General features: G+C 73.0%; 19 protein-coding genes. 7 read left to right on the top strand and 12 right to left on the bottom strand.

The window, feature by feature from the left end; genetic code table 11:
- Positions 1–6 precede the first annotated feature (6 nt).
- Positions 7–3,027, top strand: a complete 3,021-nt coding sequence (locus ACFFR3_RS24815) for a helix-turn-helix transcriptional regulator (RefSeq protein ID WP_379483918.1) — start codon at positions 7–9, stop codon at positions 3,025–3,027.
- Between the two features lie 225 nt (positions 3,028–3,252).
- Here the strand turns inward: ACFFR3_RS24815 and ACFFR3_RS24810 are convergent, their stop codons facing one another.
- The 3 genes from ACFFR3_RS24810 to ACFFR3_RS24800 all read right to left on the bottom strand — a co-directional run bounded on the left by ACFFR3_RS24810 (position 3,253) and on the right by ACFFR3_RS24800 (position 8,457).
- The gene (locus tag ACFFR3_RS24810) at positions 3,253–6,522 is read right to left on the bottom strand and encodes a hypothetical protein (protein WP_379483917.1); all 3,270 of its coding nucleotides are present in this window, start codon (positions 6,520–6,522) and stop codon (positions 3,253–3,255) included.
- Positions 6,523–6,604: 82 nt separating this feature from the next.
- The gene (locus ACFFR3_RS24805; protein ID WP_364364233.1) at positions 6,605–7,534 is read right to left on the bottom strand and encodes a carbohydrate kinase family protein; all 930 of its coding nucleotides are present in this window, start codon (positions 7,532–7,534) and stop codon (positions 6,605–6,607) included.
- Entirely contained in the window at positions 7,531–8,457 is a 927-nt protein-coding gene (locus tag ACFFR3_RS24800) for a pseudouridine-5'-phosphate glycosidase (protein WP_345386933.1), read from the bottom strand. The genes ACFFR3_RS24805 and ACFFR3_RS24800 overlap by 4 nt, the downstream gene beginning before the upstream one ends.
- 166 nt (positions 8,458–8,623) lie before the next feature.
- On the opposite strand from ACFFR3_RS24800, the gene ACFFR3_RS24795 reads away from it, so the two are divergent.
- A complete protein-coding gene (locus ACFFR3_RS24795) occupies positions 8,624–10,129 on the top strand; it encodes a phytoene desaturase family protein (protein ID WP_379483916.1) in 1,506 nt (501 codons plus the stop codon).
- A gap of 161 nt (positions 10,130–10,290) precedes the next feature.
- Here the strand turns inward: ACFFR3_RS24795 and ACFFR3_RS24790 are convergent, their stop codons facing one another.
- Positions 10,291–10,863: a TetR/AcrR family transcriptional regulator gene (locus tag ACFFR3_RS24790; protein ID WP_345386925.1), complete on the bottom strand. Its 573-nt coding sequence runs from the start codon at positions 10,861–10,863 to the stop codon at positions 10,291–10,293.
- An 87-nt stretch (positions 10,864–10,950) separates the two neighbouring features.
- Between ACFFR3_RS24790 and ACFFR3_RS24785 the strand changes: the two genes are divergently transcribed.
- The 4 genes from ACFFR3_RS24785 to ACFFR3_RS24770 all read left to right on the top strand — a co-directional run bounded on the left by ACFFR3_RS24785 (position 10,951) and on the right by ACFFR3_RS24770 (position 14,600).
- Positions 10,951–12,150, top strand: coding sequence for a cytochrome P450 (locus tag ACFFR3_RS24785; protein ID WP_379483915.1), 1,200 nt, complete (start codon positions 10,951–10,953; stop codon positions 12,148–12,150).
- Positions 12,151–12,215: 65 nt separating this feature from the next.
- A complete protein-coding gene (locus ACFFR3_RS24780; protein ID WP_364364245.1) occupies positions 12,216–12,914 on the top strand; it encodes a response regulator transcription factor in 699 nt (232 codons plus the stop codon).
- Positions 12,911–14,296, top strand: a complete 1,386-nt coding sequence (locus ACFFR3_RS24775) for a HAMP domain-containing sensor histidine kinase (RefSeq protein ID WP_345386921.1) — start codon at positions 12,911–12,913, stop codon at positions 14,294–14,296. Before ACFFR3_RS24780 ends, ACFFR3_RS24775 begins: the two co-directional genes overlap by 4 nt.
- Entirely contained in the window at positions 14,235–14,600 is a 366-nt protein-coding gene (locus ACFFR3_RS24770; protein WP_379483914.1) for an ATP-binding cassette domain-containing protein, read from the top strand. Before ACFFR3_RS24775 ends, ACFFR3_RS24770 begins: the two co-directional genes overlap by 62 nt.
- Positions 14,601–14,660: 60 nt before the next feature.
- Here the strand turns inward: ACFFR3_RS24770 and ACFFR3_RS24765 are convergent, their stop codons facing one another.
- From ACFFR3_RS24765 to ACFFR3_RS24750, 4 genes are all read right to left on the bottom strand, one after another.
- The gene (locus ACFFR3_RS24765) at positions 14,661–14,927 is read right to left on the bottom strand and encodes a hypothetical protein (RefSeq protein WP_345386917.1); all 267 of its coding nucleotides are present in this window, start codon (positions 14,925–14,927) and stop codon (positions 14,661–14,663) included.
- 69 nt (positions 14,928–14,996) lie between these two features.
- Positions 14,997–15,848 (bottom strand): helix-turn-helix domain-containing protein, encoded by an 852-nt coding sequence (locus tag ACFFR3_RS24760; protein WP_345386915.1) that lies wholly within the window; start codon positions 15,846–15,848, stop codon positions 14,997–14,999.
- A 57-nt stretch (positions 15,849–15,905) separates the two neighbouring features.
- A complete protein-coding gene (locus ACFFR3_RS24755) occupies positions 15,906–16,169 on the bottom strand; it encodes a hypothetical protein (RefSeq protein ID WP_345386912.1) in 264 nt (87 codons plus the stop codon).
- A 168-nt stretch (positions 16,170–16,337) separates the two neighbouring features.
- Entirely contained in the window at positions 16,338–17,351 is a 1,014-nt protein-coding gene (locus ACFFR3_RS24750) for a phosphotransferase family protein (RefSeq protein ID WP_345386910.1), read from the bottom strand.
- Between the two features lie 93 nt (positions 17,352–17,444).
- Here ACFFR3_RS24750 and ACFFR3_RS24745 point away from each other — a divergent pair, with 93 nt between their 5' ends.
- On the top strand, positions 17,445–18,356 hold the full coding sequence (locus tag ACFFR3_RS24745; RefSeq protein ID WP_364364253.1) for an ROK family protein: 912 nt from the start codon (positions 17,445–17,447) through the stop codon (positions 18,354–18,356).
- On the opposite strand, the gene ACFFR3_RS24740 is transcribed toward ACFFR3_RS24745, so the two are convergent.
- From ACFFR3_RS24740 to ACFFR3_RS24725, 4 genes are read right to left on the bottom strand one after another with little or no spacing between them, the layout of a single operon-like run.
- Complete coding sequence (locus ACFFR3_RS24740; RefSeq protein WP_364364256.1) at positions 18,347–20,065, bottom strand: acyclic terpene utilization AtuA family protein; 1,719 nt, start codon at positions 20,063–20,065, stop codon at positions 18,347–18,349. The two genes, ACFFR3_RS24745 and ACFFR3_RS24740, sit on opposite strands and share 10 nt — an antisense overlap.
- Entirely contained in the window at positions 20,053–20,811 is a 759-nt protein-coding gene (locus ACFFR3_RS24735) for an enoyl-CoA hydratase-related protein (protein WP_345386900.1), read from the bottom strand. Before ACFFR3_RS24735 ends, ACFFR3_RS24740 begins: the two co-directional genes overlap by 13 nt.
- Positions 20,808–22,673, bottom strand: a complete 1,866-nt coding sequence (locus ACFFR3_RS24730) for an ATP-binding protein (RefSeq protein WP_364364260.1) — start codon at positions 22,671–22,673, stop codon at positions 20,808–20,810. The genes ACFFR3_RS24735 and ACFFR3_RS24730 overlap by 4 nt, the downstream gene beginning before the upstream one ends.
- A complete protein-coding gene (locus tag ACFFR3_RS24725) occupies positions 22,670–24,205 on the bottom strand; it encodes an acyl-CoA carboxylase subunit beta (RefSeq protein ID WP_345409274.1) in 1,536 nt (511 codons plus the stop codon). Before ACFFR3_RS24725 ends, ACFFR3_RS24730 begins: the two co-directional genes overlap by 4 nt.
- Between the last annotated feature and the right edge of the window lie 114 nt (positions 24,206–24,319).

The following is a 24,319-nucleotide window of genomic DNA, read 5'->3' as shown; positions in this document are numbered from 1 at the left end:
GAGGGCGTGAGGATCCACGCCGTGAGCCCGCTGCTCGTCGGGCGCTCCCGCGAGCTCGCCGCCCTCGGCGACGCCCTGTCCAGGGCGCGCGCCGGCATACCGGCCACCGTGCTCGTCGGCGGCGAGGCCGGGGCCGGCAAGACCCGCCTGATCAACGAGTTCACCGGGCGGCACACGAGCGACGCCATGGTGCTCGTCGGCGCCTGCCTGGAGCTGGGCACAGAGGGCCTGCCTTTCGCGCCGTTCACCGCCGTGCTGCGCCAGCTCGTCCGCGAGCTGGGTCACGACGCGGTCGCCGCGCTGGTGCCGGGCGGCAACGCGCGCGGGCTCGCCAGGCTGCTGCCCGAGTTCGGCGAGCCGGGCAAAGACGGGGCCGAGGCCAGGGCGCGGCTGTTCGAGCAGGTGCTCGGGCTGCTGGAGCGCCTGGCAGACGAGCGGCCCGTGGTGCTCGTCGTCGAAGACGCCCACTGGGCCGACCGCTCCACCCGCGACCTGCTCACGTTCCTCGTCCGCTACCAGCGCACCGCCGCCCGGGTGCTGCTCGTGGTCACCTACCGCACCGACGAGCTCCACCGCACCCACCCGCTGCGGCCGTTGCTCGCCGAGCTGGGGCGCATCGAGTCGGTCGGCAGGGTCGAGCTGCGCAGGCTCACCCGCAAGGAGGCCGTCGCGCTGGCCGTCGGCATGCTGGAGCGCGAGCCGTCCGCGGCCGACATGGACCTCATCTACGCCCGCAGCGAGGGCAACCCGCTGTTCGTCGAGGCGCTGCTCACCGAGTCGGGGGCGGGCGAGCCGCTGCCCGAGTCGCTGCGCGACCTGCTGCTCGCCGCCGTCGAGCGGCTGCCCGAAGAGACCCAGGAGCTGCTGCGGGTGGCCAGCGCCGGCGGGCAGCGCATCGAGCACGCTCTGCTCAGCGCCGTCGCCGGGCTCGACGACGCCGCCCTGTCGCGCGCGCTGCGCCCGGCCGTGGCGGGCAACGTCCTGGTCGTCGACGGCGAGGGCTACGCCTTCCGCCACGCCCTCATCCGCGAGGCGCTCCACCACGACCTGCTGCCCGGCGAGCACACCCGACTGCACACCCGCTACGCCGAGGCCCTCGAGCACGACCTGTCGATCCTGCCCGCCCCGCGCGGCGCGATCGAGCTGGCCCACCACTGGCACTCCGCCCACGACTCCACCTGGGCGCTGGTCAGCGCCTGGCACGCGGCCGCCGCCGCCCGCAAGTCCACCGCCTACGACGAGCAGCTGCGCATGCTCTCCCGCATGCTCGAGCTGTGGGACCAGGTGCCCGACGCGGCCGAGCGCATCGGCGCCGACCGGCTCGACGTGCTCAGGGTGACCGCCGTCGTCGCCCACCTGGCCGGCGAGTTCGAGCGCGGCATCGCCGTGTCCAGCGCCGCGCTCGACGAGCTGGCCCGCGACCCCGGGCTCGAGGCCGACCCGGTCAGGGCCGTCATGCTGCTGCGCCAGCGTAGCCACACCCGCTACGACCTCGGCCGCCCCGGCTTCATCGACGACCTGCGCAGGGCCGCCGAGCTCGTGCCCGACGACCAGCCGCTGCTGCGCGGCAGGGTGCTGGAGTCGCTGGCCCGCATGCTCCACGGCCCGGCCACCCGGGCCGAGCGCGCGGCCACGGCCAGGGCCGCCATGGAGATCGGCCACACCCTGGGCCACGCCGGCCTCGAGGCCCACGCCATCATCGACCTCGCCTGGGGGCTGACCGACTACTCCGACATGGAGCCGCAGCTCCAGGCGTTCGCCGAGGCCCGGCAGATCGCCGCGCGCGGTGAGGTCTTCAGCGCGCTCATGCGCTGCGCGATCTCCGAGTCCGACGCGCTCGAAGGCGCGGGCCGGCATGAGCAGGCCGCCGAAGTGGCCAGGAAGGGCATCGAGGAGTCCCTGCACTACGGGCTGGCCCGCACGTCCGGCGCGTTCCTGTCGATCAACCTGGCGGAGCCGCTGGTCTCGCTCGGGCGATGGGACGAGGCGCTCCAGGTGATCGACCACGCCCTCGACCTCGCGCCGCCCGCCCCCTACGCCGCCAGCCTGCGCGGGTTCGCCACCGACATCGCGCTCGCGCGGGGCGACCACGACCGGGCCGCCCGCCTGCTCGACTCCAGCCGCCGCGTCCTGGCCCGCGGCGCCCACCGCGACCAGCACGTCCTGCCGCATCTCCGCAGGGAGGTGCTGGCGCTCATGTGCCGCGGGCAGCTCGGGGAGGCGGTGGCGGCGGCGCTGCGCGGCATGGAGGGCGACGACCTCATCAACGGCCCCCGCTACGCCTGGCCTGTCGTGACCACCTTCGGGCGACTCGTCCGCATGGCGGTGCCCGCCTCACGCCTGCTCGATGCGATCAGGGATGATGCGCTGAGTGGGTCCGACGCGGGTGGCGCGCCGGGTTCCGGGGTGGCCCAAGGTGAGGCGCTCGTGGAGCAGGCGCTGCTGTTGCTGCGGCGGCTGCGGGCGCTCGGGCGTGAGCTCAGGTGCGAGGGCCCGCTGCAGGAGGCGCATCGGCTCACCTTCATCGCGCTGACCGGCCCAGAGAAGCCCTGGGACGAGGGGGTCGAGCCGGCCGCCTGGCAGTTCGCGGCCTGGGAGCAGGCGGTGGCGGCGTGGGCCGCGTTGCGGCAGCCGTACGCGGAGGCGCAGTGCCTGCTCGCGGCCGGGCAGGCGGCGCTCGCGTGCGGCGCCCGCCAGGAGGCCGCCACGCGGCTCGCCCGGGCCCGCACGCTGGCCCGCGACCTGGGCGTCACACCGCTGCTCGAACAACTCGACGTACTCGGCCGCCGCGCCAGGATCGGCGGCTCCGACGAGGCCACCGACGCCCAGCCGCTGGGCCTGACCGCACGCGAGCTGGAGGTCCTGCGCGAGGTGACGAACGGCCGCAGCAACCGCGAGATCGCGGAGGAGCTGGTCATCTCGATCAAGACGGTGAGCGTGCACGTCTCCAACATCCTGGCCAAACTCGGCGTCGCCACCCGAGGCGAAGCCGCCGCCACCGCCCACCGCCTCCACCTCTTCGACTAGGCTCCGCCGGCCGTTTGGTCTCGGTGTCGGGGTGGTGTCGGCCGGGTGTCCTTTTCCGCGCCGCTGCCCCGCCAACCACCTCCACCCCTTCGGCTGGACCGGCTCAAGAGAGGCTGCCGATTCGGCCTTTATCGTCCTTGTTCTGGGTCGGCCGGCTGCCTTGGGGTGGGCGTGTGGGGCGCGGCTTTGTGTTCTGCGGCTTGCCTTTGCCTTTCCGGGTGGTGGTCAGCCGGTCAGTTGGGCTTCCAGGCGGTAGCCGTCCACTGTGACGTAGACCTGGTCGCCAGGGCGGGCGTTCAGGCGCATCAGTACCGGCTGGAGGGAGTCGAAGACGGGCTGGTGGCCCTGCCAGACCAGGACGATGGCGTTGTCACCGGGGCCCGTGACCGACAGGAGGGTGCCGGGGCGCATGCCGAGCTGGGCGGCGTAGCCCTCCGGGACCGGCACCGGGCCGCCCCTGAGGTGTTCCGGGGTGACCTCGATGCGTTGCCAGCGGCGCGGGTCGGACGACGGGCTGGGCAGCGGCGGGGGAGGCGTGGGCGGCGTGCCTGCCAAGGTGCCGGAGAGCATGGGCGAGCGGCCGCCCGACAGCGCCGACAGGGTGGCCAGCGCGGCCGACGGGTCGATCGAGCTGCTCGCGGCGGGCGGGATGGGCTGGCCGCCGCGGTGGTGGTGGCCGTTCGCGCCGGGGGTGCGGCGGGGCAGCGGCTGGGCCGGGCTGGGAGCAGCGGCCGCGGCGTCGCGGCTGGTCTCCGGGGGCAGGGCGTCGAGCCACGCCTTGGCGGAGTGGGCGCGGATGCCCAGCTCGCTCATGAGCTCGACGACGTCCGCGTCGGGCGGGGCCGAGGCGAGGAGCTGCCGCGTACGCGCCTGGAGGCCGTACATGTCGCCGACGACCAGCCAGCCGTCCTGGAGGCGGCGGTCCGGCATGAGCGTCACGAGGACCCGCCACAGCGGCGTACGCAGCGATGGAACCGTCACCGGGTGGGCCGGGTCGGCGCCGATCAGCTGATCCTCGGTGGCCGCCGCGCCCAGCCACTCCGTCAGCCGGAACATGTGCCCGGTGACCGGCGCGGACTCCGAGGAGCGCAGCCACTGCAGGACGCGTTCCTCGGCGGTGCGCTGGGCCAGCGAGAGCGCCTCGCGTTCGACGAGCATCTTGTGGGCGAGCGTACGCAGGCTCACCGGGTCCTCGGCGAACAGCCGGTGCTGGGCCACGGCCAGCTCCAGCTTGTCGAGGTTGCGGAAGAGGTTGTCCACGACCCTGACCATGGCGTGGTCCGGGTCGGTGGGGATGGGGCCGGAGCCCGCGTAGGCGGGCGTGCCCTTCCCCGGGACGGACGTGTTCGTGCCCGGCACGGCGGTGCTCGCGCCAGAGCCGGGGGCGCTCGCACCCGAGCCCGGGCCGTTCGTGCCGGAGCCGGGGGCGGTCGCACCCGAGCCCGGCGCGTTGGTGCCGGAGCCGGGGGCGTTCGTGCCTGGGATCGCCGGGAGGGAGCCCGTTCCGGGGCCGCCCGCTCCCATTCCGGGTCCGCCGCCCGCGCCAGGTCCGCCGCCTGCACCAGGACCGCCTGTGCTCGCTCCGCCTGCGCTGCCGGCGCCTGCGCGGGTCGCCGGGCTGCCGGGGCCGCCGGGCAGCTCGTTGCCGGGGGCTCCGGGCATGCCGTTGCCTGCGCCGGCTGCGGCAGCGCCGGTGTCCTGGCGGCCGGGCTGAGCGGTGGGGCGTTGCGGGAGGCGGTCCTGCTGACCTGGGCGCTGGGGCAGGCCCTCGCCCGCGAAGCCCTGGCGGGCCGCGCCGCCCTGCTGCGCCCCAGGAGCGCCGTTGGAGGCGGCGGGGAAGCTCCCCGTCTGGCGGGAGCCGAGCGCGCCGTCCGAGGCGGCGGGGAAACTGCCCGTCTGGCGGGATCCGGGCGCGCCGTCGGGGGCGGCCGGGAAACTGCCCGTCTGGCGGGAGCCGGGCGCGCCGTCAGGGTTTGCGGCGAAGCTGCCGGTTTGAGGGGAGCCGGAGGCGTCGGGGACCGCTGGGAAGGAGCCCGTCTGACGGGGGCCGGGGGCGCCCTCGGGGAAGGTGCCGGGGCGGCGCTGCTGGCCGCCGTCGGCGGGCGCGCCGGGAAAGGCCCCCGGCTGGGACGCCGCCGGGAAAGAACCGGTCGAACGCGACCCGGGCGGAACGGGGAAAGAGCCGCTGGTGCGCGAGTCGGCCCCCTGGGCGGGGGAGGAGCCGGTGCCGGGCCGGCCGTCGGACGCACCGGGGTCGTTACCGGCCTGTCGAGAGCCGGGTGCGCTGTCGGTAGCGGCCGGGAAACTGCCGGTTTGGCGGGATCCGGGGGTGCCGTCGGAGGCTGCGGGGAAGCTGCCGGTCTGGCGGGGGCCGGGTGCGTTGTCAGGGGCGGCCGGGAAGTTGCCCGTTTGCCGGGAACCGGGGGCGCCGTCGGGAGTTGCGGCGAAGCTGCCGGTCTGGGGGGAGCCGGAGGCGTCGGGGACCGCTGGGAAGGAGCCCGTCTGTCGGGAGCCGGGATTGGCGTCGGCGAAAGCGCCGGTCTGGCGGGGGCCATCCGACACAGCCGGGAAAGAGCCCGTCTGGCGCGGGCCGGGGGTGCCCTCGGGGAAGGTGCCGGGGCGTTGCGGGTCGCCGTCGCCGGGCGCGCCGGGGTAGGAGCCGCCCGGACGCTGGGGCAGGGGGCCGTTCTGAGTGCCGGAGCCCGCGAAGGGGCCGCCTGACGGGGACTGGCCTTCCTGCGCGGCGAACGGGCCGCTCTGGCCGTCCGCTGGGGGCTGGCCGCCCTGGGGGGCGAAGGGGCCGCTTGTCTGGGGGCGGCCGGTGGTGGTGTCGATGGGTGCGGGGAGCGGGCCGGAGGGAGTGGCCTGGGCGAAGGGGCCGCCGGCGCCGGCCTGGGCTGCCAGCGGTTGTGCGGCCGGGTCGCCCTGTGCGGGGAAGGGGCCGGACTCCGGCACCGGGAACGCGCCCGACGGTACGCCCTGGCCGCGTTGGAGCGGCCGGGTGACCTCGGGGTGGCCGCCCGCGACCCCCGGGACGCTGGCGGCGCCAGGAGCGGCGCCGGACGCGTCGGGCTGGGCCGGGATGCGGCCGAGGATCTCGCGGAAGACCGAGCCGATGACGACCTCGGGTGTGGCCGACGGCGTGCCGAGGTCACTGGGGGACAGCCGGCGCAGCCGCTGCCAGCCGCCGAGGCCGGTGATCGCCGTACGGGTGGCGTCGGGCCAGCCCGGCAGCGCGGGGTCGATGTGGTGGACCGTCAGCGCGGGCAGCAGGTCGGACAGGGGGAGGTGGTCCCAGCGGGAGGAGGCGAGCCGCGCGAGGCGTTCGCAGATCCAGTCGAGCCCCGTCATGCCGAGGGCCTTGGGCAGCGGCAGGGAGTGCCACCATCCGGCGGGCAGGCGTGGGTCGCCCAACGCCTCGGCCACCTGCTGGGGCCGGCTCCATCGCAGCGCAGGGACCAGGTCGCTCAGGCAGATCGATGACTCGACTTCCATCGGCGGACCTTATCCTCCCCAGTGAGCCGCGTGTGCTGCCCGTAACGCATGTGGCTAATGGTGCAGCCTACGCGGCAAGCTATCAATCAGTGTGAATAGGGTAAAGACGGTTCAGATCCAAACCGTACCGTGGACGGCCGCCCACCTGGGCCACACATGCGGCACCGGCACGGCAACCCACCTCCAGAGCCGCCCGCGTCCCGGCGCCGCGCAGCGTCGCGGCGATGAACCCGGCGGCGAAGGCGTCACCTGCGCCCGTCGAGTCCACGACCTCAGCGGATCGGCCCTCGGCCGTCGCCACCACCTCACCGTCTCGCGCGGCCAGCGCCCCCTCCGCGCCGAGTTTCACGACCGCTGTGCCATATCTCTCACTCAAGAGTACGGCCGCACGCTCGGCCGATGTCACCCCGGTGAGCAGAAGCGCCTCATCGAGGTTGGGCAGGATCAGCTCGGCGGCGGCCGTCGCCTGCATGAAACGTTCGACGCCGAAGTCGCGCAGCGGCCCCGTGGAGGCCGGGTCCACGCTCACCGTGATGCCCGCCGCCACGGCGTCGGCCATGGCGCGGGCGGCCAGGCGCAGGCCGGGCTCGGCGAACAGGACGTACCCCGACAGATGCAGCCGGCCGACGCCGTCGAGCAGCGCCGGGTCCCAGTCGTCCTCGGAGATCAGGTCACCGGCGCCGCGGTTGGTGAGCATCGAGCGTTCGCCGCTCTTGTCCACCATGGCGATCACCACGGCGGTGGGGTGGTCGGGATCCACGGAGAAGTGGGGCTGGACGCCCGTGTTGATCAGTTCGGTGGCGTGCCACTCGCTGCTGTCGTAGCCGAGCTTGGCCAGCAGGTGGACCTCGGCTCCCAGGCAGGCGGCCCAGGCGGCGGTGTTGGCGCCGGAGCCGCCGGGACGCAGCACGATCTCGGCGGCGGTGTCCTCGCCCGCCAGGACGGGCGAGCCGTGCAGCGCCACGACGTCGGTGACGACGTCGCCGATGATCAGGAGGGCGTCACCGTTCACGATCGGGACCAGGCCAGGGCGATGCGGGCGGCGAGCGCGGCGTTGCCGCGCACGGCGGCCAGGTTGGCCTCCAGGGACGCGCCCTTGGTGCCGTCGACCAGGTAGCCGAGCAGGAACGGGGTGATCGCCTGGCCCTTGACGCCGTCGCGCTCGGCGGCGGCCAGCGCGTCGGCGAGCACCCGGTCGTGCAGCTCGGGATCGAGCTGCTGCTCCTTGGGCACCGGGTTGGCGACGATCAGGGCCGTCTCGGTGCCGCCGAGCGCGTCCTGGCCGCGCATGACGGCCGCCGCCTCGTCGGCCGTCTCGATCCGCCACTCGATCGGCTGGCCGGAGGAGTGCAGGTAGAAGCCGGGGAACGTGTCGGTGCGGAACCCGGCCACGCTCACCCCGCGCGTCTCCAGCCGCTGCAGCGTGGCCGGCACGTCGAGGATCGACTTGACGCCCGCGCACACGACCGTGATGCGGGTGCGGGCGAGCGTGTCGAGGTCGGCGGACTCGTCCTGGTCCTCGGTCCAGTGGCGGTGCACGCCGCCCAGGCCGCCGGTGGCGAAGACGCGGATGCCGGCGCGGGCGGCCAGGAACGACGTGGCCGACACGGTGGTCGCGCCGCTCGCCTTCAGCGCCGCCGCCAGCGGCAGGTCGCGCTGGCCCAGCTTGCGCAGGCCCGGCTCGGTGGCGATGCGCTCCAGCTCGACCTCGTTCAGCCCGATGCGGGGCACCCCGTCGAGCACCGCGATCGTGGCGGGGACGGCGCCCTCGTCTCGTACGATGCCCTCCAGCTCGCGCGCCACCTCCAGGTTGCGCGGCTGCGGCAGCCCGTGGGAGATGATCGTGGACTCCAGGGCCACGACCGGCGCTCCGGTCGCCAGGGCCTCGGCGACCTCGTCGGACGGCTGCGGAACGGCGTCGGTGGTGCTGCGCATGGTGAGGCTCGTGCTCCTTGAGTGGTGGTGGCCCTGCGTGTGAGGAACGGCGGCTCTGATGAGATTTGTTCCGAACAGAGCAGCGTACGGGCCCCTTGCCCGGCCGTCCACTTGAGGACCGCGCGGCCCGTGGCGTCCTGACCGGTATCGGCCTTAAGGTGCGAGGATGAGTGCGTATGACGTGATCGTGGCCGGAGGCGGGCACAACGGGCTGGTGGCGGCGGCGTACCTGGCACAGGCCGGGCGGCGGGTGCTGGTGCTGGAGCGGCACGAGCACGTCGGCGGCCTGGCGATCTCGGCGCAGGCTTTCCCCGGCGTGGACGTGCGCCTGTCGCGGTACTCCTATCTCGTCAGCCTGCTGCCCTCGAAGATCGCCCGCGATCTCGGGCTCGACCTGGAGCTGCGCCGGCGGCGCTACGCCTCGTACACGCCCAAAGGCGACACGGGGCTGCTCGTGGACAACGAGGACGACCTGCGAACGGCGGCCTCGTTCCGGCACGTGACGGGCGGCGAGTCCGACCACGAGGCGTGGCGGCGCTTCTACGGCATGGTCGCCGAGGTCGCGCGGGTGCTGGCGCCCACCCTGCTGGAGCCGCTGCGCCCGCAGGCCGAGATCGAGCGGATGGTCGGCCCCGAGGCGTGGCGCGACCTGTTCGGGCGGCCGATCGGGGAGAGCGTGGCCGAGCGGTTCGCCGACGACACCGTACGCGGGGTCGTGCTCACCGACGCGCTCATCGGCACCTTCGCCGCCCCCGACACCGACCTGCTGGCCAACCGCTGTTTCCTCTACCACGTGATCGGCGACGGCACCGGCGAGTGGAACGTCCCCGTCGGCGGCATGGGCGCGGTCTCCGGCGCGCTGGAGGCGGCGGCCAGGCGAGCGGGCGCCGAGATCAGGACGGGCGCGGAGATCGTCGGCATCGACCCGTCGGGCGAGGTGACGTTCAGGGACGGCGCGGGCGAGCACGCCGTGCGGGGTGGGCACGTGCTGGTCAACCTGCCGCCCGCGGTGCTCGACCGGCTCATGGGACGGCCCGCGACGGTGCCCGAGGGCGCGCAGCTCAAGGTCAACATGGTGCTGACCCGGCTGCCCCGCCTGAAGGACGCGACGGTGGATCCGGGGGCGGCCTTCAGCGGTACGTTCCACATCAACGAGGGACGTGACCAGCTCGCGCGGGCGTACGAGCAGGCGGCGCGCGGTGAGATCCCGGAGCTGCCGCCCGCCGAGGTCTACTGCCACTCGCTGACCGACCCGTCGATCCTGGGGCCCGGCCTGCGGGGGCGGGCGGAGACGATGACGCTGTTCGGCCTGCACATGCCCGCCCGCCTTTTCCGGAAAAATCCGGAGAAAGCGCGGAAGATGGCGTTGGATGCCACCTTCGCCTCCATCAACGCCGTCCTCGCAGAGCCGATCGAGGACTGCCTGCTCACCGCCCCCGACGGCACCCCGTGCGTCGAGGTCAAGACCCCCGTGGACCTGGAGACCGACGCGGGCCTGCCCGGCGGCCACATCTTCCACACCGACCTGAGCTGGCCGTACGCGGAGAGCGGCGGCTGGGGCGTGGACACCGAGCACGAGCGCATCCTGCTCTGCGGTGCCGCCGCCCGCAGGGGCGGCGGCGTGAGCGGCATCGGCGGCCACAACGCCGCCATGGCCCTGCTCACCGCCTGACACCGCACTCGCCGCACTCGGCGCAGTCAGGCCGGGATGGCCGGGATGGCCGGGCCAGGATGATCGGCCGGCTGGTGGCAGGGCCGGCCGGGCCCGGAGGGCTGGGCTTGGGGGCGGGGCTTGGGGGCGGGGCTTGCGGGGCCGGTGGGGCTCGCCGCCGGTTACTCGTCCGGTTGCTCGCCGGTGACGAGCTTGGTGGCGACGCGGAGCGCCACCTCGTTCAAGTCCGTCTCCGGGTCCGACTCCGACCCGAACAGGAGCGGCAGGTTGCCGAGGATCACCGCGAGCACCGCCAGCCTGGACTCGAACTGCTTCTCCGCGCTCTCGCCTGGCACGCACAGCAGCGACACCAGCGAGATCACGCACCCGCGCAGGCGTTCGCCCTTCGGGTGGTGCTCCAACGCGCCCTGGTTGACCTGGGCGAACCTGAACAGCGGCCGCCACTGGTCGGAAAGCAGCCCGGAGATCCGCCGCAGGATCTCCAGCCGCGCCTCCGTGGTGGCCGGCTGCTGCCTGCCCCAGGCCACCAGTTCCTCGATCGACTCGACCAGCCGCTCGATCACGCCGGTGAGGATCTCCTCCTTCGTACGGAAGTGGTAGTAGAGAGCCGGTCTGGTGATCTGGAGCCGCTCCGCCACCTCCTGCAGCGACGTCTTGTCGTATCCGCGCTCGGCGAACAGCTCCAGCGCGACCTGCTGGATCCGCTCTCGTGTGTCCGTCCGCCGCCCTGCCATCTCGCTCCTTCTGTTGACGGCCGTGCCTCGCATTGTTTACTTTCGCGTAAGTAAGCAATGCGGAGTCCGGCTATTACGGAGCAGACTATGGCGGAAAGCTTCCCTGTCCATCGCACGTGCCCGTTCGCCCCGCCTCCCGAGTACGAGGGCTGGCGCGACCAGGCCCCCCTCGTCAGAGGCGAGACCTCCCGCGGCGAGGTGTGGCTCGTCACCCGGCACGCCGAGGCCCAGCAGATCCTCGCCGGAACCGGCTTCAGCACCGACCCCCGCACCCCCGGCCACCCCAGCGCCCCCGACACCGCGACGATGACGCCCGAGGAGATCGCCGCAGCCCATCAGCTGTCCGTCGGGTTCTTCATCGACCACGACCCGCCCGAGCACACCCGCTTCCGGCGGCTGCTCATCAGCGAGTTTACCGTCCGGCGGGTCAGGGAGATGCGGCCCGGCATCCAGCGGCTGGCCGACGAGCTGCTCGACGACATGACCGCCAAGGGCGACGAAGGGGAGCTGGTGGAGGCGTACGGGCTGGCGCTCCCGTCGCTGGTCATCTGCCGGCTGCTCGGCGTCCCGTACGCCGACCACGACTTCTTCCAGTCCCGCACCAGGATGATGGTGGACGCCGGGGCCGACGAGCGGGCCAGGCGGTCGGCGACGTACGAGATCAGGTCCTACCTCGCCGACCTCGTCACCGACGTCGTCGCCGCGCCCGAGGACGACCTGCTGGGCCGGCTGGCCACCGGCGGCAAGCTGACCGCCGAGGAGCTGACCGGGGTGGCCTTCCTGCTGCTCGTCGCCGGTCACGAGACCACGGCGAACATGATCCCGCTGTCGGCGTACACGCTGCTGCGCAACCCTGACCAGCTCGCCGCGCTGCGCGAGAACCCCGGCGGCTGGCCGGCCGCGGTCGAGGAGCTGCTGCGCTACCACTCGATCGTCGACTGGGTGGCCTTCGACCGGGTGGCCGTCGAGGACCAGGAGATCGGCGGGCAGCTCGTCAGGAAGGGCGAGGGCGTGTACGTGCTCGGCGCGTCGGCCAACAGGGACGAGCGGGCGTTCGAGCGGCCCGACGACTTCGACGTCCAGCGCGGCGCCCGCCACCACGTGGCCTTCGGGTACGGGGTGCACCAGTGCCTCGGCCAGAACCTGGCGCGGGCCGAGCTGGAGATCGCGCTGCGCACGTTGTTCGAGCGGCTGCCCGGGCTGCGCGTCACGGCGACGGAGGAGGAGCTCGGCCTGAAGTACGGCAAGGCCATCTTCGGGCTCACCAGGATGCCCGTGGCCTGGTGATCGTCAGGAAACGAAGGTGAGATCGTTCATCCGGTTCTCATGATGACGCCTTACCTTTGGTAAGTATGAGTGAGCCTGCACGTCTGCTGGTGGTCGACGACGAGCCCGCGTTGCGCGAGGCGCTGCAGTCGAGCCTGGAGTTCGAGGGCTACAAGGTCGCCACCGCCGACGACGGGCAGCAGGCCCTCGACGCGCTGGGCGCGGAGACGTACGACGCGGTGCTGCTCGACGTGATGATGCCACGGCTCGACGGGCTCACCGCGTGCCGCAGGCTGCGGTCGTCGGGCAACCACGTGCCCGTCCTCATGCTCACCGCCCGCGACGCCGTCGGCGACCGGGTGTCGGGGCTCGACGCGGGGGCCGACGACTACCTGGTCAAGCCGTTCGAGCTGGACGAGCTGCTGGCCCGGGTGCGCGCGCTGCTGCGGCGGGCCTCGATCAGCACGGGCACGCCGGAGGGCGACACGCTCACCTACGGCGACCTGCGCATGGACCAGGCCACCAGAGAGGTCACCCGCGGCGAGCGCAGGCTCGACCTGACCCGCACCGAATACCTGCTGATGGAGCTGTTCCTCGCGCACCCGCGCCAGGTACTGACCCGCGACCAGATACTCAGCGAGGTGTGGGGCTTCGACTTCGAGCCGACCTCCAACTCGCTCGACGTCTACGTCATGTATCTGCGGCGCAAGACCGAGGCCGGCGGCGAGCCGCGAGTGATCCACACCGTGCGCGGGGTGGGGTACGTCCTGCGGAACTCCCCATGAGCAGGCGCACGAGCACGATGCGGTCCCGTCTGGCCGCGCTCTCCAGACGGGGCAGCCTGCGCACGCGGCTGACGCTGCTCGTCACGGTCGCCGTGGCGGTGGCCATCGCGACGTGCGCCGGCCTGTCCTACTACATCGTGCAGCAGCGGCTGCGCAGCAACCTCGACATGAGCATCGTGGAGTCGCTGAAGGACAGCGACCGCGACTACCTCCAGCATCACTGCACCGAGCAGGGCACGCAGGGCATGTTCGACGGCATGGCGACGCTGCTGCGCTCCGACGGCACCACCTGCTCGATCGGGCCGCCCATTGTCCCCGTGTACGACAAGGACTCCGAGGCGTTCGAGCCGTGCGAGCCGGTCTACCGCGACGGCCACACCAGCGACGGCACGCCGGTCCGGGTGGTGGCGCTCAACTTCGACAAGGGCGTGGCCGTGATGGAGGCCAGGCCGATGTGGTGGGTCAGCAACACGCTGCGGCGCTCAGCGCTCATGCTGAGCGGCATCACCGCGCTCGGCGTCATCGGCGCGGCCTGGGCCGGGCTCGTGATCTCGCGGGCCGCGCTGCGCCCGGTCGGCGAGCTGACCAAGGCGGTCGAGCACATCGCCCAGACCGAGGACCTCGGCACCCGCATCCCCGTCACCGGCAACGACGAGATCGCCCGCCTGTCGTCGTCGTTCAACGCCATGACGGCCGCGCTGGCCGGGTCGAGAGAGCGGCAGAAGCAGCTCGTCGCCGACGCGGGCCACGAGCTGCGCACACCGCTCACCACCCTGCGCACCAACATCGATCTGCTGCTGCGCAGCGAGCAGACCGGCCGCAGCCTCGACCCGGCCGCCAAGGAACGCCTGCTGGTCAACGTCAAGGCGCAGTTCGCCGAGCTGTCCACGCTGGTCACCGACCTGCTCCAGCTCGCCAGGGGCGACAACGACCACGAGCCGCACGTCGAGCTGGCCCTGCACGAGGTGGTCACCGCGGCGGTCGAGCGGGCCAGGCTGCGCGGCGCCGAGGTCAGCACCGACCTGCGGCCCTGGTATCTCGTGGGCAACGCCGCCTCTCTGGAACGTGCCGTGCTCAACCTCATGGACAACGCGGCCAAGTTCAGCCCTGGCGGCCAGATCGAGGTGCGGCTGCTCGACGGCCGGCTGACCGTCCGCGACCACGGGCCGGGCTTGCCGGAGGAGGAGCTGCCGCACGTCTTCGAACGCTTCTGGCGCTCGCCCTCCGCCCGCGGCCTGCCCGGCTCGGGGCTGGGCCTCGCGATCGTCAAGCAGGCCGTCGAGGAGGCGGGCGGCACGGTACGCCTGGGCAACGCGCCCGGTGGCGGCGCGATCGCGATCATGGAGCTGCCCGGGAGTAACGTACGCCAGTCCGCGTCCTGAAGGCGGCCCCCGGGGTTCTGAAGGCGGCCCCTCGGGGTTGACAACGATCAGCGAGGTCGTGGTGCTGATCGGCGACAACGGCGCGGGCAAGTCCACGCCGGCGAAGATCCTGTCCGGGGTCGAGCGGCCGGACGGCGGGACGATCGCGATCGACGGCGAGCCCGTCGCGAGACGCGGGAGGCGTGCGAGCGGCTCGGGGTGCGGCTGGCCTCGCAGAGCGCGCCCGTGTCCGCGTTGTCCGGCGGGCAGCGGCAGGGGGTCGCCGTCGGAGCGCGGGACGGGGGGCCCGCGCGGGCCGGCCTAACGCGGTGGTGAAGTGCGGCGCTCAGGCACGGTGATCAGGCGGGGCGATCAGGCGGGGTGGTCAGGCGGGGAGGGCGGCGAGGAGGAAGGCGAGGCGGGCGGCGGCCGACTCGACGTCGTCGGTGGTGCCCAGGCGGTAGCCCCAGGAGGTGATGAACGCGCCCTCGTCGGAGCAGGTGACGGTCTCGGCGAGGGTGGCGGAGAACCGGTTGCGAACCGACACGTACGCCGGGTCGCAGGCCAGCGCGATGCTCTGCACGGACAGGTCAGCGTGACGACCCGCGTGCCAGGCGAAGCGCTCAAGGCTGAGCGCGGTATCAAGCATCATGCGTCACCTCCGCAACGTCTCGCGACAGAATTGCACGATCTTGGCGGAGGAGGCAAGCAATTGCTGCGGTTAATGTGGAGTTTGTTTCCGGTATTCGTGAAGAACGGAGATGATGACCTCCCGTCCGGTCTCATCGAACTCCGCCACCTTCACGTAATCGTCGAAGGCCCGTACGTAAAAGGCGATGTCGTCGGGGTCGCGCAGGATGAGGTCCTTCGTCATGGTGGCGACCGCGACCATGGCCTCGTTGAAGATCCAGAAGCCGTTGATCGGGCTGGACGGCAGCTCGGTGCCGAACGGGATGACGCCGAACTCCACGTTCGGCAGGGTGCTGACCGCGAGCAGGCGGTCGAGCTGGCCGCGCATCACCTCGGGCGGGGCCACCGCGGAGCGCAGCGCGGCCTCCGTGACGACGAACCTGAACGTGCGCGTGCGGTCGTACAGGATCTCCTGGCGCTGCATGCGCACCCGAACCGCCGCGTCGATCTGGTCGGCGGCGCTGTAGAGGCGCTTGACCTTGCGGAAGACGTGCCTGGCGTACTCGGAGGTCTGCAGCAGGCCCACGATGATGCCGGGCTCGAAGACGCGGAACAGTTTGGTGCGCGCCTCCAGGTCGCGGATGTCCTCCTGGAGTGCGGCCAGGCCGCTGCGGTGGCGCTGTTTCCAGTCGTCGTGCCGTTCGAGCAGCGCGATCGACTGCCGGATGAGCTCGTCGGTCGTGTCGGGCGAGGCGTTGACGGCCTGCGCCCACACGACGACGTCATCCTCGGTCGCAGTCTGCCGGGCGTTCTCGAGGCGGGAGACCTTGGAGGGTTGCCAGCGCAACCGCTCGGCCAGCTCCTTGCCCGACAGATGGGCCGCCTCGCGCAATTGGCGTAACTGGCTGCCGAGATCGATGCGCGCCTGCTGAAAGGACGTCACGCGGCAAGAGGCTAGCTCCGGTCACGCCGATCATGCCAGGGCCCTCCGCAAATGTGATCAAGCGGTTGCCGTGGGTGTCTCTTCGCTGGTCGGGAAAGCGGTTACCGTCCCATTCCGATCATCGGGCAGGACGCGGCGGGCGATGTCGGTGAGGAGTTCGCGGGGCACTTCGACCGCTGTCTCGCCGTCGAGGACGTCGCGGAGGTCCGCCAGCGCCTCCGCGTCGGTGACTTGCAGACCCTGCACGACGATGGTGCCGCGGTCGGTCTCGTACAGGGTGGGGCAGGCGCCCGCCTCCGAGGTGGAGCCGAGAAACCGCATACGCATGACGTTCCTTCCCCGATGATTGATGCAATTGCGCGCAATTGTACGGGCCGGGGGTAAGCATGTGATCGTTTTTCCGGAAATCGTGATATAAGGCTGGCGCCGACATATGCCTTTTGTGGCGATTTATGGTGGCTATGTGTAGCTTTTGGGGCGTTCGACCGATCAGGAGAGCGCGCCGCCCATGAACTCCCGCGCCCGCTCGAACAGGCTCAGCGTCGTCGCGTGCAGCAGGTCGCCGATGTCCTTGGGCGCTTTGCCGGCGCACGCCCGCGCGTGGGTGCCTTCGAGCACGATGCCCAGCTTGAAGCAGGCCATGACCGCGTACCACTCGACGGCCGACATGTCCCGCTCCGACAGCTCCCCGTAGTAGGCGACGATCTCCTGCGGCGCCGGCAGGCCGGGTACGTGCCCCGCGCTCGACGGCCAGGTGGCCAGCAGCCAGCCCAGGTCGAGCAGCGGGTCGCCGATCGTGCACATCTCCCAGTCGACGATCGCCGCCACGCGCGGCCCGTCGCAGGCGAACATCAGGTTCGCGAAGTGGTAGTCGCCGTGCATGATGCCCGGCGTGAACGCGCGGGGCAGGTGCCGGGTCAGCCACGCGGCGGTCTCGCGCAGGCCGGGGATGTCGGGGCCCGGATAGCCGTCGAGCTCGCCGTACGAGTCGAGCTCCTTCAGCCAGCGCGGCACCTGCCGCTCCAAAAAGCCGTCGGGCCGCCCGAACCCCGGCAGCACGCCGGGATCGACCCGCCCCAGCTCGGCCAGCGCCGCGGCGGCCTCCAGGCCCATGCGGTGCCTGATCGCCGGGTCGGAGGCGTGCGGCTCCGGCAGCCCCGTCGAGGGGTTGAACCCGTCCACCGGCTCCATGAGGTAGAACACCGGCTCACGCAGCGTCTGCGCGGCCACCAGCCGGGGCGCGGGGACCTGCGTGCCGCGCAGCGCCGCCAGCACGCGCGCCTCGCGGCGCAGCACCTCGTTGCTCTTGCTGCGGGCGTGGACGGGCGGGCGGCGCAGGATGTACGGGCGGCCGCCGCGCTCGAAGCGGACCATGACGTTCTGCGTGCCGCCGAGGACCGGCGCGGGGCCGGTGATGGGGCCGCCGGGCAGGCCCTGGGTGTCCATCCACGCGCCGAGCGCGTCGAAGTCGATCGTGCCGACGTCGATGTGGGTGGAGGTCATGGGCCGCCCCTCGACAGAACGATATTCTGGTGCCTGACCCTACGAGAGCGGCTCCCGGCCGGTCAACCGTGGCGTTGTGAAAGGATGCCGCGGGTGACGTACGTGGCCGCGATCGACGTCGGCGGCACCACCATGAAGGGCGGGCTCGTCGCCCGCGACGGGACGATCCTCCACCTCGAACACCGGCCCACGCCGCGCGCCGAAGGGCCGGAGCGCGTGATCGCGGCGATCTCCCGCTTCGCCGCCGACCTCACTCGGCCCTGGGCCGGCTCAAGCGCACCCTCACCGGGCCCCGGGGACCTCGCGGAGGGGGCGCGGCCGGTGGCGGTGGGGCTGGCCGTGCCGGGGCTCGTCAGCCCCACGCATGCCGTCTTCTCCGCCGCCTTCGGCTGGCGTGACGTGCCCGCTGCCGCGTTCGCCGACGTGGACCTGCCCGTCGCGCTCGGCCACGACGTGCGGTCGGCGGGGGAGGCCGAGCTGGCGTACGGGGGCGGCGAAGCACATGTGCTGTACCTGCCGATCGGCACGGGCATCGCGGGAGCCGTGGTGCCGTCGGGCGCGCTCTATGGCGGCGCGGGCGGCTGGGCCGGGCAGATCGGGCACGTCCCGGTGTGGCCCGACGGGCTCGCGTGCGGGTGCGGGCAGGCGGGGTGCCTGGCGGCGTACGCGTCGGGGTCGGCCGTGGCGGCGCGGTGCGGGGTCCCCGGCGCCGAGGACGTCGTCCGGCTGGCCGCCCAGGGCGACGCGCGGGCCACGGCGGTGTGGGCGGAGGCGGTGGAGGCGCTCGCGCTGGCGCTGGCGACGTACACGCTGGTGCTCGATCCCGCGGCCGTTGTCATCGGGGGCGGCGTGTCGCAGGCGGGGGACGCGCTCGTGGTACCCCTGCGCGAGCGGCTGGCCGCCCGGCTCGCCTTCCGCCCCGCTCCCGACGTACGGACCTCGCGCCTCGGCCCCCTGGCCGGCCTGCTCGGCGCGGCCCTGCTGGGCTGGACCGCTCAGGGGTGAAGGTCGGCCGGGACCTCCACCGGGCGGGCTCGTAGCTCCTCGCCCAGCGCCTTGGCCTGCGGGTCCAGGCGGGTGCTCGCCGCCACACCCCGGCCGAGGAGGCCGTGGATCACGAAGTTGACGGCCTTGAGGTTGGGCAGGTCGTGCCGGTCCACGCGGTACGGGCGCAGGGCCGGGAGGAGGTCCTTCAGGGTCTCCACGGTGAGGTACGCGGCCAGCCAGTCGTAGCGGGGCCGGGTGTCGGTCCAGACGCCCAGGTTCGCGTTCCCGCCCTTGTCGCCCGATCGGGCCCCGGCGATGCGGCCCAGCGGGATCGGCACGCCCTTCCCACCGGGAGCCGGCCGTGGCGTGGGGGCTTGCTGGATGATCGGCGCCTCGGTGGGCGGGGGCGGCTGCTCGAAGGGGATCTCGGTGCCGTCCACGAAGACGCGGGGGCGGACCTGGGCGGCCGGGACGAGGACCGGCCAGTGCACGCCGTACGGGGAGGCGTCCCCCGGCGGGGTGAGGGCGTAGAAGCCGGGGTAGCTGGCGAGACCGGTCTCGACGACGGCCGATGAGAAGGCGCGGCCCGCCGTGCGGCGGTCGCCGGACATGACCGTGATCCGCAGAAGTGCCGTCCCGGACTCCGACCGCGGGTCCAGGCCGGTGAGGGTGACGGAGACCTCGTCGAAGCGGTCACGGGGGATGCGGGCCCACAGGGCCTCCTCGGCCAGCCTTGCCTTGGCTGGCAGGTCGAGGCCGGTCAGGACGAGCGTCATCGTGTTGCGGTAGCCGCCCAGATGGTTGACCGACGCCTTGAGCGTGTCAGGTGGCGGCTCCCCGCGGACGCCGGAGACGCGGACCCGGTCGGGGCCGTCGTCGGTGAGCGTGATGGTGTCGAAGCGGGCGACCACGTCGGGCCCGAGGTAGCGGGGGCCGCCGAGCTCGTACACGAGCTGCGCGGTGACGGTGCCGACCGAGACCAGGCCGCCGGTGCCGGGGTGCTTGGTGATGACGGAGGAGCCGTCGGCGTGCAGCTCGGCGAGCGGGAAGCCGCAGTGTCCGAGGTCGGGAACGTCCTGGAAGAACGCGTAGTTGCCGCCGGTCGCCTGGCAGCCGCACTCGATGACGTGCCCGGCCACCACCGACCCGGCCAGCGCGTCGAGGTCGCCAGGCTCCCAGCCGTACCGCCAGATGCCGGGCCCGGTCACGAGCGCCGCGTCGGTCACCCGCCCGGTCACCACGACGTCCGCGCCGGCCGCGAGCGCGGCGGCGATGGGCCGGCCGCCGAGGTAGGCGTTGGCGGTGAGCGGGGTGGCGCCGAGGCGCTCGCCCGTGTCGGCGTTGACGAGGTCGAGGGGCAGACCGGTGAGGTCGTCGCCGGTGACGTACGCGATGGAGGGGCTGAGCCCGAGCCGGTCGCCGAGCTCGTGGACGGCCTCGGCGCACCCGGCGGGGTCGAGACCGCCCGCGTTCGTCACGATCTTGATGCCGCGGTCGAGGCAGGGGCCCAGAACGTCTTCGAGCTGGCGCAGGAACGTCGGCGCGTACCCGGGACGGCCCTTGAGCCGGTTGCCGGCCAGGATGAACATGGTCAGCTCGGCCAGCCAGTCGCCGGTCAGCACGTCGATCGGCCCGCCCGTCACCATCTCGCGGGCGGCGGAGAGCCGGTCGCCGTAGAAGCCGCTGCAGTTGGCGACGCGCAGCACCACGGGGCTCACACCGTCCACGCGGGCGGGCGCTTGGCCTTGAACGCGGCGATGCCCTCCTGGCCCTCCTCGGAGGTGAAGCGCTCGGCCGACAGCTCGGCCATGGCCCGCAGCCCGTCGTGGAACGACATCGCGGGCACCTCCCTGACCAGCCGTTTCGTGATGGCGAGCGCCTCGGGGCCGCCCTTGGCCAGCATCTCGGTGTAGCGGGCGACGGTGGCGTCCAGCTCGTCCTCGGGGACGGCCCGCGACAGCAGTCCGATCTCCACGGCCCGCGCCGCGTCGAACACCTCGCCGGTCAGGAAGTATTCGGCCGCCGCCCTGGCCGACAGCCTCCTGAGGACCGGCACGGCGATCATGGCGGGCGCGACCCCGAGACGTACCTCGGTGAACGCGAACGAGGCCGTCAGCGGCGCGATCGCGAAGTCGCACGCGGCGACCAGGCCGAGCCCGCCCGCCCTCGCGGTGCCGTTGAGGCGGCAGACGACCGGCTTGGGGCTCTCCCAGATCAGCTCCATGATGTCGGGGAACGACGCCGTCACCGGCGCCCCCGGCTCGCCCTGCTCCTTCAGGTCGGCGCCCGAGCAGAACACCGTCCCCGTGGCGGTCAGCACGATCACCCGGGCGGCGGGCTCGTCCAGGGCCTGCTTCAGGTGCTCGGACAGCTCGCCGAGCAGCGCCACGGACAGCGCGTTGCGGTTGTGCGGCGAGTCGAGCGTGATCGTCGCGACGCCCGCGGCGAGCTCCTTGTGCACCAGGCCCGTCATGAGTCCCCCTCCTGGATGATCGCCAGCACCTCGCCCGCGTCGACCTGCCGGCCCTTCTCCACGTGTACGCCGGACACCACTCCGTCGGCCGGCGCGGTGATCCGGTGCTCCATCTTCATCGCTTCGAGGACGAGGACCGTCTGCCCCTTGGTCACCCGGTCGCCGGGCGCCACCTCGACCCGCAGCACGCTACCCGGCATGGGGGCGAGCAGTGAGCCAGGGGCGGTGTGCTCGGCGGGTTCCGGCAGGCGGGGGAGCGGGGTCAGCCGCGCGGCGCCCTCGGCGTGATCGACGTAGAGCGGGCCTTCCGGTTCATACCTGGCCACCTCGTACGTACGCCGCACGCCGTCGCGTTCCAGCACCACCTCGTCGGGCCCGGCCCTGACCACGCGGACGTCAGGGGGCAGCGGGTCGTAGGTGACGGGGCCGGTCTCCTCGAAGGTGACCGTGCGGGGCTGGGAGCGGACGTTGCGCCAGCCGCCCGGCAGCCCGCCGAGTACGCGTGCCCGGCGCCGGTTCCCGGCGGCCATCGCGAGCGCGGCGGCCAGCGGAGCCAGGTCGTCGACGGCCTCCGAGGGGGCCGGGGGGCGGTCGAGCAGCCCGGTGTGCGTGTCACCGGCCACAAAGTCCGGATTTTTCAGAACGTCGATTAATAAATCGCGGTTAGTCGGTACGCCGTGCAGCTTCGCCCGGCGCAACGCCCCCGTCAGCCGCCGCACCGCCCCCGCCCGCGTCGCCCCGTACGCGACCACCTTGGCCAGCATCGCGTCATAGTGCGGCGGCACCACGGACCCCGACTCCACCCCGGCGTCCACCCGCACGTCACCGGGGACCTCGAACCGCCGCAACGTGCCGCTCTGCGGCACGAAGGAGGCGTCCTCGGCGTACAGGCGGGCCTCCACCGCCCACCCTGACGGCTCGGGCGGCGACGGCGGCAGCGCCGCGCCCTCGGCCACCTCCAGTTGCAGCCGGACCAGATCGACGCCGTAGACCAGCTCGGTCACCGGATGCTCGACCTGGAGCCGGGTGTTCATCTCCAGGAACGCCACCCGGTCGCCCTTGACCAGGAACTCCACCGTCCCGGCCCCGACATAGCCGATCTTGCGGACGGCTCTGGCGGCGGCGTCGTACAGCAGCTCCCGCGTCGCCTCCGTGACGCCGGGCGACGGGCACTCCTCGATCACCTTCTGGTGCCGCCGCTGCACGCTGCACTCGCGCTCGCCCAGCGTCCACACGCCGCCGTACCGGTCGGCCAGCACCTGCACCTCGACGTGGCGGGCCCGTTCCAGCAGCGGCTCGGCGAAGACCGTGCCGTCGCCGAACGCCGCGGCCGACTCGCGCCGCGCCGACTCCACCGCCTCGGCCAGCTCGTCCGGCCCGCGCACGATCCGCATCCCGCGCCCGCCGCCGCCCGCCGACGCCTTGACCAGCAGCGGGTACTCCCCGGGCGCGGCCAGGTCGAGCGAGGGCAGCACCGGTACGCCGGCCTCCGCCATCAGCCGCTTCGCCCCGATCTTGACCCCCATGGCGGCGATCGCCTCGGGTGGCGGCCCCACCCACACCAGCCCTGCGTCCAGCACCGCCCGCGCGAAGGCGGCGTTCTCCGACAGGAACCCGTAACCGGGGTGCACCGCGTCCGCCCCGCTCGCCCGGCAGGCCGCGAGGATCCGCTCGGCGTCCAGGTACGTCTCGGCCGCCGACACGCCCGGCAGGCGTACCGCCAGGTCGGCCTCGGCCACGTGCGGCGCGTCCGCGTCGGCGTCGGAGAAGACGGCGACCGTCGAGACGCCGAGCGAGCGGCAGGTACGGAACACGCGCCGGGCGATCTCACCCCGGTTCGCGACCAGCAGGCGGGTGATCACGGGCGGAACACTCCATATCCCGCCGGCTCAGGCACCGGCGCGCTGTTGATCGCCGACAGGCACAGGCCCAGCACCGTCCGCGTGTCACGCGGGTCGATCACGCCGTCGTCGTACAGGCGGCCCGACAGGAAGAACGCCGCCGACTCGGCCTCGATCTGCTGCTCCACCATGGCGCGCATGGCCGCGTCCGCCTCCTCGTCGTACGGCTGCCCCTTCGCCAGCGCCGACGCCCGGCCCACGATGGACAGCACCCCGGCGAGCTGCGCCGGGCCCATCACCGCCGACCTGGCGCTCGGCCAGCTGAACAGGAAGCGGGGCTCGTACGCGCGCCCGCACATGCCGTAGTTGCCCGCCCCGTACGAGGCGCCCATGACCACGGTCAGGTGCGGCACGGTCGAGTTGGACACCGCGTTGATCATCATGGCGCCGTGCTTGATGATGCCGCCCTGCTCGTAGTCCTTGCCGACCATGTAGCCGGTCGTGTTCTGCAGGAACAGCAGCGGGGTGCGGGTCTGGTTCGCGAGCTGGATGAACTGCGTCGCCTTCTGCGACTCCTCGCTGAACAGCACCCCGCGCGCGTTCGCCAGCACGCCCACCCGGTAGCCGTGCACGCTCGCCCACCCCGTCACCAGCGAGGCGCCGTAGAGCGGCTTGAACTCCTCGAACACGCTGCCGTCCACCACCCGGGCGATCACCTCGCGCGGGTCGAACGGCACCTTCAGGTCCTCCGGCACGATGCCGAGCAGCTCGTCCGCCGGGTACGCCGGCTCGCGCACCTCCCCGTCCGGCTCGCGGCCCAGCTTGCGCCAGCCGAGCGAGGCGACGATGCGGCGGCCGATGCGTAAGGCGTCGTACTCGTCCTGCGCCAGATGGTCGGCCAGGCCGCTCACCCTGGCGTGCATCTCCGCGCCGCCCAGCGACTCGTCGTCGGACTCCTCGCCGGTCGCCATCTTCACCAGCGGCGGCCCGCCAAGGAACACCTTCGCGCGCTCCCTGACCATCACCACGTGGTCGCTCATGCCCGGCACGTACGCGCCGCCCGCCGTCGAGTTGCCGAACACCAGCGCCACCGTCGGCACCCCCGCCGCCGACAACCGCGTCAGGTCGCGGAAGACCTGCCCGCCGGGGATGAAGATGTCCTTCTGCGTCGGCAGGTCCGCGCCGCCGCTCTCGACCAGATTCACGTACGGCAGGCGGTTGCGCAGGGCGATGTCGGCGGCGCGCACGGTCTTGCGCAGCGTCCACGGGTTCGAGGCCCCGCCGCGCACCGTCGGGTCGTTCGCCGTGATCACGCACTCGACGCCCTCGATCACGCCGATGCCCGAGACCAGGCTCGCGCCCACGGGGAACTCGGTGCCCCATCCCGCGAGCGGCGACAGCTCAAGGAACGGCGAGTCGGGGTCGACCAGCAGCTCGACGCGCTCCCTGGCGGTCAGCTTGCCGCGGGCGCGGTGCCTGGTGACGTACCGCTCGCCGCCGCCCGCCACCGCCTTCGCCTGCTCGGCGGCCAGCTCGGCCAGCTTGGCGAGCATCGCCTCCCTGCGGGCACGGTGGTCGGCCGAGCCGGTGTCGAGCCTGCTGATGATCACGGGCGCCCTCCTCGTACGGAGCCGACGATCATGCCCACGCTAACGCAGGCCCGCCTC

The organism is Nonomuraea salmonea (assembly GCF_042428605.1).
Lineage (GTDB): Bacteria > Actinomycetota > Actinomycetes > Streptosporangiales > Streptosporangiaceae > Nonomuraea > Nonomuraea salmonea.
Note: the sequence above shows the minus strand (reverse complement) of the source record. Positions and strands in the feature narration are given on the sequence as shown.